This window comes from Clostridium acidisoli DSM 12555, assembly GCF_900176305.1.
Taxonomy (GTDB): domain Bacteria; phylum Bacillota; class Clostridia; order Clostridiales; family Clostridiaceae; genus Clostridium_I; species Clostridium_I acidisoli.
In genome coordinates, this window is sequence record NZ_FWXH01000017.1 from 49,864 (window position 1) to 67,957 (window position 18,094).

The window sequence follows — 18,094 nt, forward strand, 5'->3', positions numbered from 1 at the left end:
GTTTTAATTCTATTTATAAAACATAAAGCATCTAACTTAAGTTAGATGCTTTACTGGCGGAGAAAGAGGGATTTGAACCCTCGCGACGGTTACCCGCCCTACGCCCTTAGCAGGGGCGCCTCTTCAGCCACTTGAGTATTTCTCCATGCCCTCAGAATAAAAATCTTATATAAATTAAAATGGCGGAAAGATAGGGATTCGAACCCTAGGTACGGTCTCCCGCACGCCGGTTTTCAAGACCGGTGCCTTAAACCAACTCGACCATCTTTCCACATCATTGTGTCCTTGTGACATGTATTATTATAGCAACTTACATTCATCCTGTCAACATTTTTTTTATTTTGTTACAAACTTTTTCTTTTTACTACATAAGTAGCAGTTAAAAGCTTAATTCTATTCATACTTACATTATTGTAAGATAGCTTTTAAACTGTAAGCTTAAAGTCATGTATTATAAATGTTTATATCTCTATAATTAATACATAAGGAGTTATACTTTGTTTATAAAAAGGTTGCTCTTATAGAGTTGTAGTGTTATAATCACATAATACATTAATTATCTATAAATTTGGAGGTTTTATTCATGATAGAAGTAAAAAATGTGTCTAAGACATATAAAATGGGAAAAGAAGTTGTTACCGCTCTTAATAATGTCACTGTTAAAATAAACGATAGTGAATTTGTTGCAATTGTTGGACCATCTGGATCTGGTAAATCCACATTAATGCACCTTGTTGGAGGTCTTGATACCCCTACAGCAGGAAGCATATATGTAGATGGTAAAGATATAAGTAAATTAAAAGATAAAGACATGTCCAAATATAGAAATCAAACAATTGGTTTCGTTTTTCAATCTTTTAATCTTGAAAACACACAGACTGCATTAGAAAATGTAATGATGCCTTTGATTTTTGCAGGCGTAAGTGTTAAAGAAAGAAAAGCTAAAGCTAAAAAAGCTCTTGAAATGGTTGGCTTAGGAGATAAAATTAAGCATAAACCAAATGAAATGTCTGGTGGACAAAGGCAAAGAGTAAGTATTGCAAGAGCTCTTGTTAATGAACCACAAATAATATTTGCCGATGAACCTACGGGAAACCTTGATTCTAAAAATGGTGAACTTATAATGAAGCTTTTAAATGATTTGAATGCAAAAGGTTATACAATAATAATGGTAACTCATAATATGGAAGAAGCTAAAAAAGCAAAGAGAGTAATAACAATCAAAGATGGTGAAATACAAGGGGGTTCAGTAAATGAAATTTAGAGATGGACTAAAAATGGCATCAAAGGATCTCAGTCGAAGAAAAGGAAGAACCATCCTTACTTCACTTGCAGTTGCTGTTGGTACTATGCTTATAGTTACACTAGTCAGTCTTGGAACTTCTGGAGAAAATCTAATACTAGACAAGGCTAGCAGTAGCTCAAGTCTTAAAATGGTTCAAGTGTCTTCTATGAAATATTTTGATTCTGAAAATACGGATTATTCAGATCTGGATATGAATGAGATGTTTAAGAAAATTGATAATAATACAGTAAATAAATTAAAATCAATTTCTGGTGTTCACGAGACATTAGCAACTATAACTACATCCGTTAGCAATATTAAAATAGATAACAAGGACAATAATAAAGAAACTCAAATCACTGCTTTATATAATAATATGAGTAGTTTTACAAGTGAAGCAATAGCTTCAGTAAGAAAAGATAACAAAAACAATAGTTTAAAACCTATAATTGCTGGAAGAGCATTAATAAGTTCTGACAAAAATTCTATACTAATTGGTAAAAATTATTTGTCAGCTATGGGCATAACAGATTATAAAGGTGTAATTGGAAAGGATATTGTTATTACCGAAAATAAAACTGAAAATCCTAACATTACTATCCCTCCTATTCAAATTACCGGAAAAATAGTTGGAGTTATAAGTGATAAATTTGAGGATGGATCACCAATTATAACTTCGATTGATGTGGCAAATAAATTTAAAAGTTATTACTCACTTCAAGATGACTACATTAATAGCCAAGGTTATGATGGTGTTGTTATATATGCTAACAATATGGACAATGTTGAAAAAATAGGTAGTAAAATTAAAAATATGGGCTACTTTTATATGACTTATCAAGAACAAATTCAAAGTGTTAAAAATGTTTTTAATATTATGAATGCTATACTTGCAGTTTTAGGTCTAATAGTTTTATTTGTTGCTGCCATCGGTATTGTTAACACTATGATTATGGTTATATATGAAAGGACTAAATCCATTGGAATAATGAAGTCTGTTGGTGCAAATAGAGGAAATATTCACAGCATATTTATTTATCAATCAGGACTAATTGGATTTCTTGGTGGCTTAGTTGGACTTTTATTTAGCTTAGTTAACATAAAAATAATTCAAATTGCCCTTAAGATGTATCTTGAAAGTAAAAAAATAAAGGAAGTTGTAAACTTTACAATGCCTTCTTGGCTTATTATTGGAACCCTTTGTTTTTCAATTTTAATTTCTGTACTTGCAGGACTTTATCCATCTATAAAAGCATCAAAAATGGATCCAGTAAAAGCACTAAATTCATAAGGAAGGTGATTTAAATGAAGTTAATTGATTGTATAAAAATGGCTTTTGGCGATTTAAATAAAAGAAAACTGCGTACTATTCTTACTTCTTTTGGTATAGCAATCGGAACTATGCTTGTCATTTTAATGTCTGGCCTTGGTCAAGGTATTCAGACAATAAGTAATGATGAAATGAAACAAATGGATACCTTTAGAATAATAACTGTAAAACCTCAGCAACAAGTAAATAAAGATGAAACTAAGGATAAAAAAATAGATATCTCTACCTTAAACAAATTTAAAAATATTAAAGGAGTTTCAAATGTTTTAGCATCCATTAATACTACAGCTACAGAAATATCCTTAGACAATAAATCTGCTAAAAAGATTGATGTTAAAGGAAGCAACTTAAATTTCCCTATTTTCAGTGATGCTGAAAAAAATGAACTTAAGGCAAATAAGAAAAAGGTTAAAAAGTATGGCTCTAAAGAAATTATTGCCGGAAGCAATCTAAAAAAAGACGATAAAAACTCTGTTCTTCTTGGCCAGGGTTTATTGAAAAAACTTGGTGTGACAGATTATAAAAATGTTATAGGTAAAACTGTTTCATTAACAGTTTCTTTTCCTAAAATACAGGGAATGCAAGAAAAAGCACCTCTTACATTACATTTAACAATATCAGGTGTTGTTAACAAAGGCTACTCTCTTGGAGGTTATACAGTAACTACTTCTGATGAAACTGCTGCACAAATTCAAGAATATTATATGGGAAGTACTAATTATATAAATGATAAGGGTTATGATAGTGTGAGCGTGGAATGTAAAACTATGGCTGATGTCACTTCTGTAAATAACGCTATTACAAAAATTGGTTATGTAACCAATTCAGAGGCAAGTTATGCAGATCAAAGCAATACTATGCTCACTATTTTAAAGGTTCTTCTTACAGCTGCTGGCGTAATAGTTCTTCTCGTTGCATCAATAGGCGTTATAAACACTATGTCTATGGCTGTGCATGAAAAAACTAAATCTATTGGCATAATGAAAGCTGAAGGTGCTTCTAAAAAAACTATACGAAGAATATTTATTGTTCAATCTGGAAGTCTTGGATTTGTAGGAGGAGCTTTTGGTGCTATAATAGCTGTAGTTTTAGGCTTAGTTATAAACAAAGTGCTTATAGCTTATAATGTAGGTGGAATCGAAGCTGGCATGAAACTGGTAGATATTAAACCTTCTATTATACTTTTCACTATGATCTTCACTATTGTAGTTGCTATGCTTGCAGGAATTATCCCAGCAAGAAAGGCTGCTAAATTAAACCCAGTGGACTCATTAAGGTTTGAATAGACATAATATATTTGTAGCACATATAGCTAGGCTACCGCTTTAACAGCGGTAGCCTTTTAATTATACTTTATTTGACATCTTGTATTATTTGTATTAATATGTATAATACAAAGGAGGCTGAAATTATGATATTTAAATTAAATCTTGATAGTGATATTCCTATATATGTTCAACTCAGAAATCAAATAGTAATGGGCATTGGTTTAGGATATCTAAAACCAGATGAAAGTCTTCCAACTGTAAGGCATCTAGCAGAAGATATTGGTGTAAATGCCATGACTGTCAATAAAGCCTACACAATTTTAAAAAATGAAGGATTTATATCTATAAATAGAAGACATGGTGCAATAGTTAATGTTTCATCTGCTGACAATATAGAAGTCCGAGAAAAGCTAGAATCAGAACTTGCGTTAGTTATCTCTGAAGCTGGACTTAAAGGTATAAGTAAAAGTGATTTTATTACTATTTGTGATAAGTTATTTCAAGAGATGAGCGGTATTAATAAAGATCTCGTAATTGATTAAAAGGAGGACTTAAAATGGATATCATATATTTTGTCATTATATTTGTAGGTATCGTTGTACTCTTATGTGAAATTGCTGTTTGGATATCATCTTCTTACTCTAATAGAAATATAGTTTTTGGGGTAACAATTCCAACTAGTGAACTTAAAAATGAAGAGATAAACTTACTTAAAGTTAAATTTAAGTTGTTATGGCATAAATATCTTTTAATAAGTATTTTAACCTTTATTCCTGTTCTATTTCTACACAAATTCAGTCCTTATAATATTTTATACCTTGTGCTTTGGGCATGTATAGCAGCAATATACTTAGGAACAAAACCATATGTTACTATACATAATGAACTAATGTCAATTAAAAAACAGAATGATTGGTTTTGTGGTAATACTCATGAAGTTACAATCGACACTAAGGCTTCACACTTAAAAAATAAAAAAGTTATTTCAATCTATTGGCTTATAGGTTCCTTTGTTATTCCAATAGCTTGCCTACCAATAGTAAAAAGTACTACTTTAATCTTACCAATATCGGATCTGTTAATAAAAATACTAATTGTATTTTTATATAAATATACAATGAAGCTAAAAACTAAAGTGTATAGCGAAAATAGTGTTATAAATGTTGCATTAAACTGTGAGCGTCAACGCTTTCTATCATTATTTTGGACTATTGTTTCATATATAAATAGCCTAAGCATTTTTATAGCCTGCCTAATTATTTCAAGAATAGTTCCATATAACGTATTCTCACTAATTTCATCAATAACAATTGCGCCAATTTTAATGCTCCTATTAATTATGTATTATCTTAATAAATTTAAATATATTAAGTCAGAGCTTCTTAATAGTGACGACAAACCTATTATTGTAGATGATGATGAATATTGGATAAATGGTTTATTTTACTGTAACCCTAATGATAATTCATTTTTAGTTGAAAAACGTGGTGGAATCGGTGTTACATTTAACTTTGCAAAAAAATCTGCCAGGTCGATAATTTATTTAACCGGACTTTTAGTAGTAGGTACTGTCATTTTAATTGGGGGTATTAGTATTAGTCAAAACTCTTATACCCCAACGCTAAGTATTTCTAACAACGAGATAAAAATAGATTGTCCTATGTATTCTACAAGCTTTTATAAATCAAACATTTCTTTTGTATCATTAGTACAAAATATACCTAATAGTTCTAAAACAAATGGCTTTGATAGCTCTGAGTATCTAAGAGGACATTTTAGTGTTGATAATTATGATGGAGCAGCTTTATTATATGTTTTTCGAAACAACCCACCCTATATTGTTATAAAGCTTAAGGATGGAAATTATGTTTTTTTCAATGATAGGAACAAATCAGATACTTTAAAGCTATACACTAAATTAAAAAATTTAAACCAATAATAAAGGAAGCTCGTTACACAAATTTATAACGAGCTTCTTTTATTATTTTATTATATCTTTTCCCATGTATGTTTTTAATGCATCAGGAACTGTTATACTTCCATCTTCATTTTGGTAATTTTCAAGTATTGCTGCAACTGTTCTTCCTATAGCAACACCAGATCCATTGATTGTATGAACGAAAGCTGGTTTTGATTTTGCATCTTCTTTATACCTAATGTTAGCACGTCTTGCTTGGAAATCTTCAAAGTTACTACAACTTGAAATTTCTACATATCTGTTGTAACTAGGCATCCAAACTTCTATATCATATTTTAAAGCAGCAGTGAAACCTAAATCACCTTTGCATATTCTTACAACTCTATATGGAAGACCTAAAACCTGAAGAACCTCTTCTGCATCACTAGTTAATTTTTCAAGTTCATTATAAGAATCTTCTGGCTTTGTAAATTTAACAAGTTCTACTTTATTAAATTGATGCTGACGAACAAGTCCTCTTGTATCCCTTCCAGCTGATCCTGCTTCTGATCTAAAACATGCACTATATGCAGCAAATTTTTTAGGAAGTTCATCGCCTTTTAGAACTTCATCCCTAAAAAGATTCGTTACTGGAACTTCTGCTGTTGGAATTAAGAAGAAACCATTGTTCTCTATTTTAAATGCATCTTCTTCAAATTTAGGAAGTTGACCAGTACCTGTCATACTTGTTCTATTAACCATGTATGGTGGTAGTATTTCTGTATATCCATGTTTTTCTGTATGCAAATCTAAGAAAAAGCTTATAATTGATCTTTCAAGTCTTGCTCCAAGACCTTTATAAAAAGTAAATCTTGAACCTGCCACTTTTCCAGCTCTTTCAAAATCAAGTATATCAAGTTTTGTTCCTAAATCCCAATGAGCTTTGTTTTCAAAGTCAAATTTTCTTGGCTCTCCCCATTTTCTTATTTCAACATTATCCTCATCTGATTTTCCTTCTGGAACACTTGGGTTTGGAATATTGGGTATCCTCATCATTATGTACTCTAAATCTTCATCTACCTTTGAAACCTCAACATCTAAAGCCTTTATTTCATCAGAAAGCTTTTTCATATCTGCCATTATTGCATCAGTATTTTCTCCGGCTCTCTTAAGTTTTGCAATTTCCCCAGACTCAGTATTTCTCTTCTTTTTTAGGTTTTCAACTTCTACTAAAATTTGTCTTCTTTTTTCGTCTAGGTTTACAACTTTATCTATAACAGATAAATCAAATTCCTCTCCCCTATTTGTAAGTGCTTTTTTAATTTCTTCTGGATTATTTCTTATTCTTTTTAAATCTAACATACCACTTTCACTATAAAACCTTGTTTTATAGCTTCCTCCCTCCGATTTGTATTATATATAATTAATTTATTTACCTCTATAGAATATAGTTTATGCTATTTAAACTCACTATGTTAGTTTATCATTTATAAGGTAATTTTTCAATTATTCTTAATGTCTTTAATCCTTTTAAACATCAGTATCAAGTTTCTGAAGAAGTCCATTTCCGATTACTCCAATAAGCATAAGGATTGATATAATTGTCCATGTAACAGTATATCCAAAAGAATTTGAAACGTTTCCCATAACCATTGGTCCAAAAGCATATCCTGCACCAGATATGATAGGAAGTATGGAGTTAAGTCTTCCTCTATGAGAAGCCGGTGTATGATTTGCTACAAATGTACCTTCATTTGTAGATATCATTATTTCTCCTAAGGTCATTATAAATATAGATATAAAGAACATCGGTAATTTATTTATATATCCAAATATACCAAATGATACGGTATAAAATAACCCTCCAATTGCAATAGCTTTAAGTGGCTTTATTTTATGTAGAACTGTAGTTATTAGAGGAGTAAATGAAATCACTACAAGACCATTTATTGCTGCTACAAAGCCATAAAACTTTGCTCCATTTGACTTGAATAACTCTGCCATTTGAAGTGGAAGTGTAAAACTCCATTGAGAATATGAAAAACCATATAATAACATTATTAATGAAAAATAAAGAAGTATAGGTCTTTTTAACAAAACACTTATTACTGATCCTTCTTCACTCTTTTCTAATGTTCTCTCTTCTGAATCCATATGTGTATTTTTACCTTTAAAGGTTTCATTTATAAATATATATATGATTACAATTGATAATATGGATGTTACACCATCTCCTAAAAATAAAACTGATAGATGATCTCTGTAAAGAATTCCACCTAGTACTGGTGCCACTGAAACACCTATATTAAGTCCCATATAAAGAAGCGAATAAGAACTTTTTCTATTTCTAGGCGTAGTTAAATCTGCTAGCATCGCATCATATGCTGGTGCAGATATCGAGTAACAATTTGCTGCAAATATAATAACAATTATTATAAAAATATTAGGTTTCATAAATCCGCATATGAGATATGAAATAGCCCCTAAAGTTTGAAAGATTATTATTACCTTTTTCCTTCCTATTGAATCTGCAATTTTTCCACCTAAAATTAAACTTGGAACCTGGGATACAGCCATTAATGTTACTACTGTTCCTGCCTTTGCTGGTGAAAGTCCGATTTTTTGAGTAATTATAATTGATAGAAGTGGATAAACAAAGTTTCCTAGGCAATTTATTATTCTTGATATAAATAGAATATATATTTCCCTAGGTAATCCTTTGTATGTAGTAAATATGTTTTTCATAAAATGCCCCTTAATTATATTTTGTGCTAATATAATTAATTATAACATCATATTACTAGGAAATACTATTGGATTTTAATATCTTAAGAATGGTGTTATGTTTTAAAGTGAGATATTGTTAAAATTACATACAATTCTCACTATTTATTTTATATAAGGTATATCACTTATTCAAGAGAGTGTATAAAAATTCCACTTCTTATTTTCGGTTCAAACCAAGTTGATTTAGGCGGCATTACTTTTTTTTCATCTGCTATTTTCATAAGTTCTTCTATGGAAGTTGGGTACATTGAGAATGCAATTTCCATATCACTATTTGCCCTCTTTGTTAACTCTTTAATGCCTCTTATTCCTCCAACAAATTCAATTCTATCATCTTTCCTAGGATCCTTAATTCCTAAAATTGGATCTAATAAATTGTCTTGAAGTATAGAAACATCTAATGAAGCAACTACATCATCTTCATTGATTTTTTCCTGCTTTGCCTTCAATTTATACCAAACACCATGAGTATACATTCCAAAATAGTGTCTCTCTTCTGGTTTATATTCCTCTACTGTTCGTAACTTTTCTACTTCAAATTTCTCTTTTATTTTATTTAAAAGTTCTTCTATTGTAAGTCCATTAAGATCCTTTACAACTCTATTATAATCAAATATCTTTAACTCTTCTGCTGGATATAAAACTGAAAGAAAATAGTTAAATTCATCTTCATCCCTATAATTTGGATTTTGCTCTCTTCTCATCTGTCCAACCTTAATTGCTGCTGCAGTTCTATGATGCCCATCTGCTATATATAATGAAGGAATTTTATCAAAAACATCAATTATTTTTTTTATAATCTCATCATCTTTAATACTCCAAACTATATGGGTTATACCATCTTCTGAAATGAAATCATATATCGGAACCTTTTTAGTACTATTTTCAACTATTTTATCAATCTCTTCATGCCTTTTATAAGTTAAAAATATTGGTCCTGTATTTGCATTACAGTAGTCAACATGATTTATTCTATCACGTTCCTTATCCTCTCTTGTATACTCATGTTTTTTTACAACACCATTTAAATAATCATCTATGGATGTACAACATACTATTCCCGTTTGAACTCTTCCATCCATAATTTGTCTATATATATAAATATTGTGTTCATTATCTTCTATAAATATACCTTTATTTATAAATTCATTAAGATTACTTTTTGCCTTTTCATATACTTTTTTATCATAAGGATTAATTCCATCTTCAAGGTCAATTTCTGCTCTATCGATGTGAAGAAAGGAGTAAGGATTCCCCTTCACCATCTCCTTTGCTTCTTCATAATTCATAACATCGTATGGAAGAGCAGCAACTTTGCCTGCAAGATTTTCTTTAGGTCTTATAGCTCTAAAAGCCTTAATTTTTGCCACGTTAACTCCTCCTAAAATTTAATGCTTTTTATTGAAAAATTGTTCAACTATCTCAACTATTTCCTCACCAATTCTTTCCTGAGCCTCTTCTGTTGCTGCCCCTATATGTGGTGTTAGTGATATTTTAGTATTTTTTAATAATTCTTCATTCTTTATAGGTTCCTCTTCAAACACATCAAGTGCTGCTCCTTTTAGCTTTCCTTTATCTAATGCTGCTACTAGTGCCTTTTCATCTAAAACTCCACCTCTAGCACAGTTTATTACATAAGCGCCATCCTTCATAATATTGAATTCCTTTTCGCCTATAACATAAGGTTCGCCCTTTGTATATGGTATATGAAGAGATATAAAATCAGCTTGCTTTATTACTTCTTCCTTTGAAACACAAGTACACGTAGGCACTTCATCTATTTTGCAAATGTCATAATAAACAACTTTCATACCAAAGGCAACTGCTCTTTTAGCAACTTCTCTAGCTATTCTCCCAAAACCAATTAAACCTAATGTTTTTCCATATAACTCATTACCTTGATACTTTTTCTTTTCCCATTTTCCTTGTCTCATTGTAACATTTGCAATAGCTATATTCCTTGCAGCTGCAATCATGTGACCAAACGTCATTTCTGCAACAGAAATACTACTTGCATTCGGAGTATTATTAACCTTTATTCCATTCTCAAGTGCATATGCAGCATCAATATTGTCAATACCGACCCCACCCCTAATAACAAGCTTCAGTCTGCCATTTACTGCTGCTTCATCTATTAAGTCTTTTCTTACCTTAGTTGCAGATCTTACAATTAAACAATCTATATTTTTTATTTCTTTTTTCAATTTCTCTGGTTCAATGTGATCTTTTATAACTTCATAGCCCTTTTCCTCTAATGCTTCCACAGCCTTATTTTCAATACCATCATTAGCTAATATTCTTATCATAAAAATAGCCCCCCTAAATTTATAAACCTAATATGTCATTAATATTTTCAATTAATTCCTTAATATCACTTAATGAGCATTCTGCCATATGAGCAATTCTAAAAGTTTTTTCCTTTAGATTTCCATAACCATTTGATATTTGAAAACCTCTTTCACCTAATTTTTTATTTAAATCAGCGACACTTATTCCCCTTGTATTTTTTATAGTTGTCACTGTATTAGAAAGATGATTTTCATCCCCAAATATATCAAAATATTTTTTAGCCCAATTTCTTACATACTCTGCCATTTGTATATGCCTTTTATATCTATTGTCCATACCTTCTTGAAGCATTTTATCTAATGCAAAATCTAGTGCAAACATGTGTGATAATGAAGGTGTTGATGGATATTGATAATCCTTTTTCTGTATAAACTCATAAAGATGTAATAAATCAAGGTAATATCCTCTAAACGGTACTTGTTTTGCTCTCTCAACAGCTTTTTTAGAAAAAGAACAAACTGCAAGTCCTGGAGGAAGTCCTAATGCTTTTTGTGAAGATGTTATACATATATCGATTCCTAGCTTATCTACTGGTATATCTGTTCCAGCCATAGAACTTACCGTATCAACACACCAAATTATATCTGGATATTTGTTTATAACCTTAGCTAAATCTTCTAATGGATTCATTATTCCTGTTGAAGTTTCATTGTGAGTTATTGTAACTAAATCATATTTCCCTGTGCTTAAAACCTCATCTACAAGTTTTGGATCTGTTGTTTTTCCAAAATCAACTTCAAACAAATCTGCAGCCACATTATTGTTTAGTGCCATTTCATACCATCTTTTTCCAAAAGCCCCTATTGAAAATACAGCAGCCCTTTTTGCTGTACAGCATCTTATTGCCCCTTCCATAAGTCCACTACCTGAAGTTGTTGATAATAGTATTTCCTCTTTAGTTTGAAAAACTATTCTAAGTTTATCACTAATTCCCCTCTGTAATGTTGATGCATCCTTACTTCTATGTCCAATCATTGGTGTTGCCATCTTTAAAAGTACATCCTCACTAACTTCTACAGGTCCTGGAATAAATAACTTTTTATGCATATTTTTGCCCCCTACCTATTATATTTTTTTCTTTTGCCCCAACTACTATGAATCTTTTACAACTAATATATATATTTCCCAGAAAATAAAAAGAAGCCTTCCATCCCCAATGAAAAGGGACGAAAGGCTCCGCGTTGCCACCCTAATTGATCATAAAATGATCCTCTTAATTAAAATAACGGCTATTGCAAACCGTATTGCTCATCGCAATCCCTCAGAGGCGGATTCACACAATAAACCTTATCGATTTTCACCAAACATCGACTCTCTAAAAGCTTTATCATGTTACTATTCTCTTCATAGGTTTCTATAAATTGTTTTTATTATATTCGCTTTAAATTTATATGTCAATGCTTTCAAATATATTTAATCATTTAATTATTTCATCATGGTAATTTTGCTAATAAAATAATTTTATATATTTATTTATGATAAAATACACATTTGATTATCTGTATCCAATTACATTGTTAATAGTTAAATTTATTTATAATACACTTCTAGTACATATTATGTTAACTCCAGTGTTTAGTATATTTTTACATATTGTATCCCCACAATTAATAGGCGTTCCAACATAAATTCTACTTAATGCTTTGGAACATTCAATAAAAAGTTTTCTATCTATTGGCTTTGAACTTTTCACTGGAACAACGTTAATAGCTCCTCCTTTAACTCTAACAAGAGTTGTTAATATCTCCTTCTCATTTTCACTCATTATTATACCTCATTAAATTCCTTTATTCTTCCTAATAAAACATTTGAATCTGCTGAGTTTTTTACTATATCAATTAAACTCTTATTTGTTTCTCTAGCAAGTATTTTTATAATCTTGTTTAAACAATAGGAACCTTTACATAGCCCTGCTGTAGCACCTGTTCTATTTAAAATTCCATCTATAGTTCTTGCTCCAAGTGGTCTCCTTATACATTCTATAATTTCACCTTCAGAAATGTTACAACATGTGCATATAATGTTTCCATATTCACTATTATTTTTTATCAAATTGTCTATATCACTATGAGACATATATTTAAATCTATAAAATTCCCTAACCTTATCATGAAAACCTTTTTTTACTTTACATTTTAAAATATCTACTACTTCATCACAAACTTTTTTTGAAATCTCTGATATCATTTTAGAAATATTTAAATTTCTACCGACAATTTTTATATATCCTTCTTTAATTCTTGAATTATCTATACTTATTTTTTCATCCAAATACGGTATTTTAAAATTATCTTTTATATATTCCTCATCTAAGTCATTTAATGAATGTTTTAATATTTTTAATGCTTCTGATGACAAAATTTTTTCTTGTGAAATTAAATAAACATATAAATCATCATTTATATTAGGAACCATTATTATCCTTTTTTTATCTTTTAATTTAATAGACATAATCTCATTATTTTTAAAATTATATCCCTTATCTATTATAAAAAAGTCTATATCAACTTTACTTGATCCTTTAGGCTCCTGCTTTAATGTATCTATAACAATTTTACACGTAAACTTATTTTTATTAGTTATTATGTTATAACCATTAGATATTTCTTCTATTTCTAAAATTCTTTCGTCAAGCCTAAAATTCACTCCGTTTTCGAATGCCACTTCTCCATATCCAATAGCTAAATCATACGCACTAATTATTTGAGCTGAATTTTCACATCTATCATACGTACCTGAATTTTTATCTACTTCTAAATAATTACATACTTTGTTTCTAATATTAAATTTTTCTATTGTTTTTGAGCTAATTTCATTACTTTCATGTTTTTTTCTATATGATATAGAAAAAACATTATTTGCTATTTCATATTCTTTTTCTATTAGAGCAATATTTAAACTAAATTTCGATAATTCATAAGCTATAGCACACCCTTCTATTCCTCCACCAAGTATAAGAACATCGTAATTCATCATAAATTATTACGTAAAACAAACTTTATCTATTCTACGTAATTCACCCCCTCTAGGTTCTATATTATTTTAAATATATTTTAACATTTTTTTTAAATTGGTTAAAGCATAAAAAAATAACACCTGCTTAAAGCAAGTGCTATTTTTTAGTTATTTCTGAAGTTGTTTAAGTGTATCTCCTAAATCCTTAATGTATTCTCCATATTTTGCCCAATCACCATCTTTTTGAGCTTGCAATGCCTTATCATACATATCACTTGCTTGTTTTACCTTATCATTATCAATTTGCGGCGTTGCTGTATTAGTATTATTTTTAGTACTATTATCATTTGCAGTATCACTAGTGTTATTGTTAAACAATTGCTGTAATGCCGCTTCCATATTATCTGCCATAACCATCTTATTTCCAGTAGAAAGTATTATCTTTTTAACTTCTGGAATACTATTTTGTGCTTGCGCCCTTATATAGACAGGTTCTACATATAAGAGAGATCCATCTATTGGAACAATTGATGTATCACCAAATTGAACCTGAGAACCCTGGGTATTCCAAAGTGACATTTCTTTAGAAATATCAGGATCTTGACTAATTTTTTGTTTAAACAGATATGGGCTGTATACTGTCTTGTTTGTTGGAAGCTTATACAATACAAGCTTACCATAATTAGCTCCATCCATTCTTGCACCTAATATAGATACCATATTGTCTTTACCTTTAACATTAAAATACTCCATCAAAATAGTCTCTTCTTTTTTCTCATTCGGAAGATTCATAATAACATAAGAAGAAGCATTTGTACTTTTATCTCCTTCAATTTGCTTTTGGTTTTGCGCAATGGCCCAAAGATCTTCACTATTATAAAAAATCTCTGGATCTGTTACATGATATTTCTCCATTATTTTGCATTGATCATTAAATAAATCTTCTGGATACCTGAAATGTTGTCTTATACCCATAGGTGCAGTGCTTACATCTTTAAATATGCCTTTGAATATCTTATTATAACTATTTGCAATAGGGTCATTCTTATCAACTTGATAAAATTTAACATCACCATCAAATGCATCTACAACTACCTTAACAGAGTTTCTTATATAATTTATATTATCCTGTGGCTCTGAAAATGGATATCTATCAGAAGTTGTATATGCATCTATTATCCAATAAAGCTTTCCATTATCCACAACTGCATATGGATCACTATCATAATCTAAAAATGGAGCAATTTTTTTAACCCTATCCTCTATATCTCTATTAATTAGAATTTTACTATCACTTGTGATAGAATTAGAAACTAAAAAATTTAAATCTCTTTTATTTATTGCAAACAAAGCTCTATTTATAAGCGAAGCTTTTATTCCTGCTTTTCCAGTATAGTTATAAGTTTTATCTTCACCTGATTCAGGATAATCAAATTCGCCAGATTTGTTATTAGCAATTACATAATCATCTGTATTTTCACCAAAATAAATCCTCGGATTATCTAATTTAATTCCTGATTTATTATTAACCGGTATATCATTCATAACAAAATCCGGCTGACCTTCACTTGTAACAGAGTTTACCTTACTCATAACAAGTCCATAACCATGAGTATAACTAAGATGCTTATTTTGCCATGTACTAGCATTTCCAGTAAGTGATTTTTGTTCAATTTCTCTAGGTGATATAAATACTTCGGTAAGTTTCCCATCAATATTATATCTATCTACATCAACATCATTAAAGTTATAATAATATCTAAGTACTTGAGTTTGATTATAAAATTCTAATGATTGCTTATATGAATTTATTTTTATATTATTTACAGTATTCATATTTTTACTGATATCATCCTGATTTAAAGAATCATTATCTGCATACTGTTTAGAATCCACGCTATCAATATTATAAGCCTTTCTAGTTGCCTCTATATTATATTTAATATAAGGTGATTCTAACGACTTCTCATTTGATTTAACAATAACATTTTGAACAACAATTGAAGCTACTCCCTCACAAAATATAAGTACAAAAATTACTAACACAGACAAAATTACGGGTTTAACCTTTGATTTCAAAACACTCACAAATATAATTATGGATGAAATTATACAAACAACAGCTAATATTCTAAAAAACAAAAGTGATACGTGAACATCGGTATAACTTGCTCCATAAGCCACTCCTCTTTCGCTATAAACTAAATCCCAACCTTTTATAAAATATCCAAATGATAATAAAAGAAATATCATGGCAAACAGTATAGCTAATTGTTTTCCTGCAAAACTTCTAATACCACTTTTTATATTATTAAGATTAAAAAAGCTACTATTTTTATTTATTTTTCCTCCAACAAAAAATCCTTGATTAGCATATAATAAAAAATATATAACAATAGTTATTATTACTAATAAAACAAGAATAGACATAATAATACCATATATTGATTCAATTAATGGCAATTTAAAAATATAAAATGAAACATCTATATTAAAAATTGGATCTTTTGTATTAAAGCTAGATGAATTTTCAAATTGCAATATCCTATACCAGTAAGTTGATGAAACAGAATAGGATATGCCAAAAGAAATTAACAAATCAACTATAGCAAAAATTCTTTTCTCTACTTTGTCTCTTCTCAAATTAACTTCCATTATTTTTCTGAATCTTATAATACTTTTTCTAATGCTTTTATAATAAAACCATATTATAAAGAAACAAATCAAAAATATAGGAACCATTAATTTTAATACTGCAACTATCTTAATAAAATATATTGATAAATAACCTACTTCTTTGTACCATTCTAAGTTTATTATAAAACTAACTATGTTATCAGCAAATGCAATTAATATTATTATTGCCAAAATACTAGTAATTAAAGCAATTTTCTTTTTCAAAGTATCACCCCTTAATTTATTAATCTGATATTAAATAATTTTTATTTTTTAATTCAGTGATTATATTATCTAAAGCATCTTTACTTTCAACTGTAATCGTGTGAAGATGCACACCTCCCGTTAGTATCAATAATGGTTCTGAATCATACCTATTTACCTTATTAACAAAGTTTTGTACATCATATAAAGTTTTTATCATAAGCATTCCTCTTATTTCACCATAAAGTCTATGTTCAATTATCACATCTTCTATTATACCACCAAATTTAATAATCGTTTCCAGTTCATCTTCTATTTCTTCTGGTTTATGCTTTAAGGCTAGCACCTTTCTAATACTATTTTTTTTATCTTCAGATATTATATAACCTTTAGGTGTAGCTATTATTTTAATACCACTTGCTCTTAAAATAGCTATATCCTTAACTATTATTTGCCGAGTTACTCCTAAGTTTTTAGCTAAATTTTCTCCCTTTAAAGGTTCTTGGCTTTCGTATAAAAAATCTTTTATAAGCTTTCGTCTATCTTTTGAATTCATGTTAACACCACCAATTTTAATTTTTGTCATCAAAATATCTAAGTATGTTAAGGTCACTATCTGATAGTATAGAATCATTATGATGATTTGCAATCAAATATAACTCTTTATTATCATGGTCATATTTCTCTAATATTTTAGCCCCAATTTGTCCATGATTATAGTATATATTTATATCTTTTATATTATTAAACCTTTTTAATTTGCCTTTTGTTAATTTATTTAAAATAACTATTATTGATTTATTTATTATATTAACTCTTTTTTGTATTTTTCCGATATCATGTAATAGGGCTACCCTGATTAAAATATCGTTTTTTAAACCTTTGCTATCAAGAAATCTCCCTACATCTCTTGATACTCTTATGCAATGCTTCTGTTCGTTCTTTGCTAATTTATTAAATAATTTAAGTTCGTCTATTCTCAATATCTTTTCTGTATATTTAATGTCTTCTTCATTTATGTGAGTGTTTACTGACCAAATAAACTGCTTAATTCTATAAAAAAACATTTCTGAGTACACCTCTAAATAATTATTGTTATTTAAAATTATATATTATGTTGAACACATTTTAAATAACAATATAAAAAAATGTAAAACAAAAAAGCAGCCATAGCTGACTGCTTTAAATGGTGGAGATAAAGAGACTCGAACTCTTGACCCTCTGCGTGCAAGGCAGATGCTCTCCCAACTGAGCTATACCCCCATATGGTGGACCTTCAGGGACTCGAACCCCAGACCGACCGGTTATGAGCCGGTTGCTCTAACCAACTGAGCTAAAGATCC

At 29.6% G+C, this 18,094-nt stretch carries 15 protein-coding genes, 4 tRNA genes and 1 other annotated feature; of the genes, 5 read left to right on the top strand and 14 right to left on the bottom strand.

Translation table 11 applies throughout. The annotated features are described in order from the left end of the window. Window positions 1–54: 54 nt before the first annotated feature. A tRNA-Ser gene (locus B8978_RS15520) sits at window positions 55–145 on the bottom strand. 35 nt (window positions 146–180) lie between these two features. After that, window positions 181–271: transfer RNA gene (locus tag B8978_RS15525), tRNA-Ser, on the bottom strand. Between the two features lie 312 nt (window positions 272–583). Here B8978_RS15525 and B8978_RS15530 point away from each other — a divergent pair. From B8978_RS15530 to B8978_RS15550, 5 genes are all read left to right on the top strand, one after another. Next, complete coding sequence (locus B8978_RS15530; RefSeq protein WP_084117131.1) at window positions 584–1,264, top strand: ABC transporter ATP-binding protein; 681 nt, start codon at window positions 584–586, stop codon at window positions 1,262–1,264. Continuing rightward, a complete protein-coding gene (locus B8978_RS15535; RefSeq protein ID WP_084117133.1) occupies window positions 1,254–2,576 on the top strand; it encodes an ABC transporter permease in 1,323 nt (440 codons plus the stop codon). Before B8978_RS15530 ends, B8978_RS15535 begins: the two co-directional genes overlap by 11 nt. 14 nt (window positions 2,577–2,590) lie before the next feature. Further along, on the top strand, window positions 2,591–3,901 hold the full coding sequence (locus B8978_RS15540; RefSeq protein ID WP_084117134.1) for an ABC transporter permease: 1,311 nt from the start codon (window positions 2,591–2,593) through the stop codon (window positions 3,899–3,901). A gap of 125 nt (window positions 3,902–4,026) precedes the next feature. Further along, window positions 4,027–4,425 carry a GntR family transcriptional regulator gene (locus B8978_RS15545; protein WP_084117136.1) on the top strand — a complete coding sequence of 133 codons (399 nt, stop codon included), beginning with the start codon at window positions 4,027–4,029 and terminating at the stop codon, window positions 4,423–4,425. Window positions 4,426–4,439: 14 nt separating this feature from the next. Further along, window positions 4,440–5,822 (top strand): DUF5808 domain-containing protein, encoded by a 1,383-nt coding sequence (locus tag B8978_RS15550; RefSeq protein WP_084117138.1) that lies wholly within the window; start codon window positions 4,440–4,442, stop codon window positions 5,820–5,822. A gap of 42 nt (window positions 5,823–5,864) precedes the next feature. Here B8978_RS15550 and serS read toward each other — a convergent pair whose 3' ends face one another. From serS to B8978_RS15610, 12 genes are all read right to left on the bottom strand, one after another. Next, window positions 5,865–7,142 (bottom strand): serine--tRNA ligase, encoded by a 1,278-nt coding sequence (serS, locus tag B8978_RS15555; RefSeq protein ID WP_084117140.1) that lies wholly within the window; start codon window positions 7,140–7,142, stop codon window positions 5,865–5,867. A 168-nt stretch (window positions 7,143–7,310) separates the two neighbouring features. Beyond that, window positions 7,311–8,525, bottom strand: a complete 1,215-nt coding sequence (locus B8978_RS15560; RefSeq protein WP_084117142.1) for an MDR family MFS transporter — start codon at window positions 8,523–8,525, stop codon at window positions 7,311–7,313. 167 nt (window positions 8,526–8,692) lie between these two features. After that, on the bottom strand, window positions 8,693–9,937 hold the full coding sequence (locus B8978_RS15565; RefSeq protein WP_084117144.1) for a DUF1015 domain-containing protein: 1,245 nt from the start codon (window positions 9,935–9,937) through the stop codon (window positions 8,693–8,695). Window positions 9,938–9,955: 18 nt separating this feature from the next. Next, on the bottom strand, window positions 9,956–10,873 hold the full coding sequence (locus B8978_RS15570) for a D-2-hydroxyacid dehydrogenase (protein WP_084117146.1): 918 nt from the start codon (window positions 10,871–10,873) through the stop codon (window positions 9,956–9,958). A gap of 19 nt (window positions 10,874–10,892) precedes the next feature. Next, window positions 10,893–11,963: a pyridoxal-phosphate-dependent aminotransferase family protein gene (locus B8978_RS15575; RefSeq protein WP_084117148.1), complete on the bottom strand. Its 1,071-nt coding sequence runs from the start codon at window positions 11,961–11,963 to the stop codon at window positions 10,893–10,895. A gap of 112 nt (window positions 11,964–12,075) precedes the next feature. Continuing rightward, window positions 12,076–12,273, bottom strand: a binding site (T-box leader). Window positions 12,274–12,450: 177 nt separating this feature from the next. Further along, window positions 12,451–12,681, bottom strand: coding sequence for a DUF1667 domain-containing protein (locus B8978_RS15580; RefSeq protein ID WP_084117150.1), 231 nt, complete (start codon window positions 12,679–12,681; stop codon window positions 12,451–12,453). A gap of 2 nt (window positions 12,682–12,683) precedes the next feature. Continuing rightward, window positions 12,684–13,892, bottom strand: a complete 1,209-nt coding sequence (locus tag B8978_RS15585) for a (2Fe-2S)-binding protein (protein ID WP_084117152.1) — start codon at window positions 13,890–13,892, stop codon at window positions 12,684–12,686. A gap of 147 nt (window positions 13,893–14,039) precedes the next feature. Then, window positions 14,040–16,772, bottom strand: a complete 2,733-nt coding sequence (locus B8978_RS15590; RefSeq protein ID WP_084117154.1) for a UPF0182 family protein — start codon at window positions 16,770–16,772, stop codon at window positions 14,040–14,042. A 19-nt stretch (window positions 16,773–16,791) separates the two neighbouring features. After that, the gene (locus B8978_RS15595) at window positions 16,792–17,307 is read right to left on the bottom strand and encodes a transcription repressor NadR (protein WP_084117155.1); all 516 of its coding nucleotides are present in this window, start codon (window positions 17,305–17,307) and stop codon (window positions 16,792–16,794) included. A 16-nt stretch (window positions 17,308–17,323) separates the two neighbouring features. After that, entirely contained in the window at window positions 17,324–17,818 is a 495-nt protein-coding gene (locus tag B8978_RS15600) for an HDIG domain-containing metalloprotein (RefSeq protein ID WP_084117157.1), read from the bottom strand. A 120-nt stretch (window positions 17,819–17,938) separates the two neighbouring features. After that, window positions 17,939–18,014, bottom strand: a tRNA-Ala gene (locus B8978_RS15605). Between the two features lie 3 nt (window positions 18,015–18,017). Next, window positions 18,018–18,094 (bottom strand) — tRNA-Ile (locus B8978_RS15610).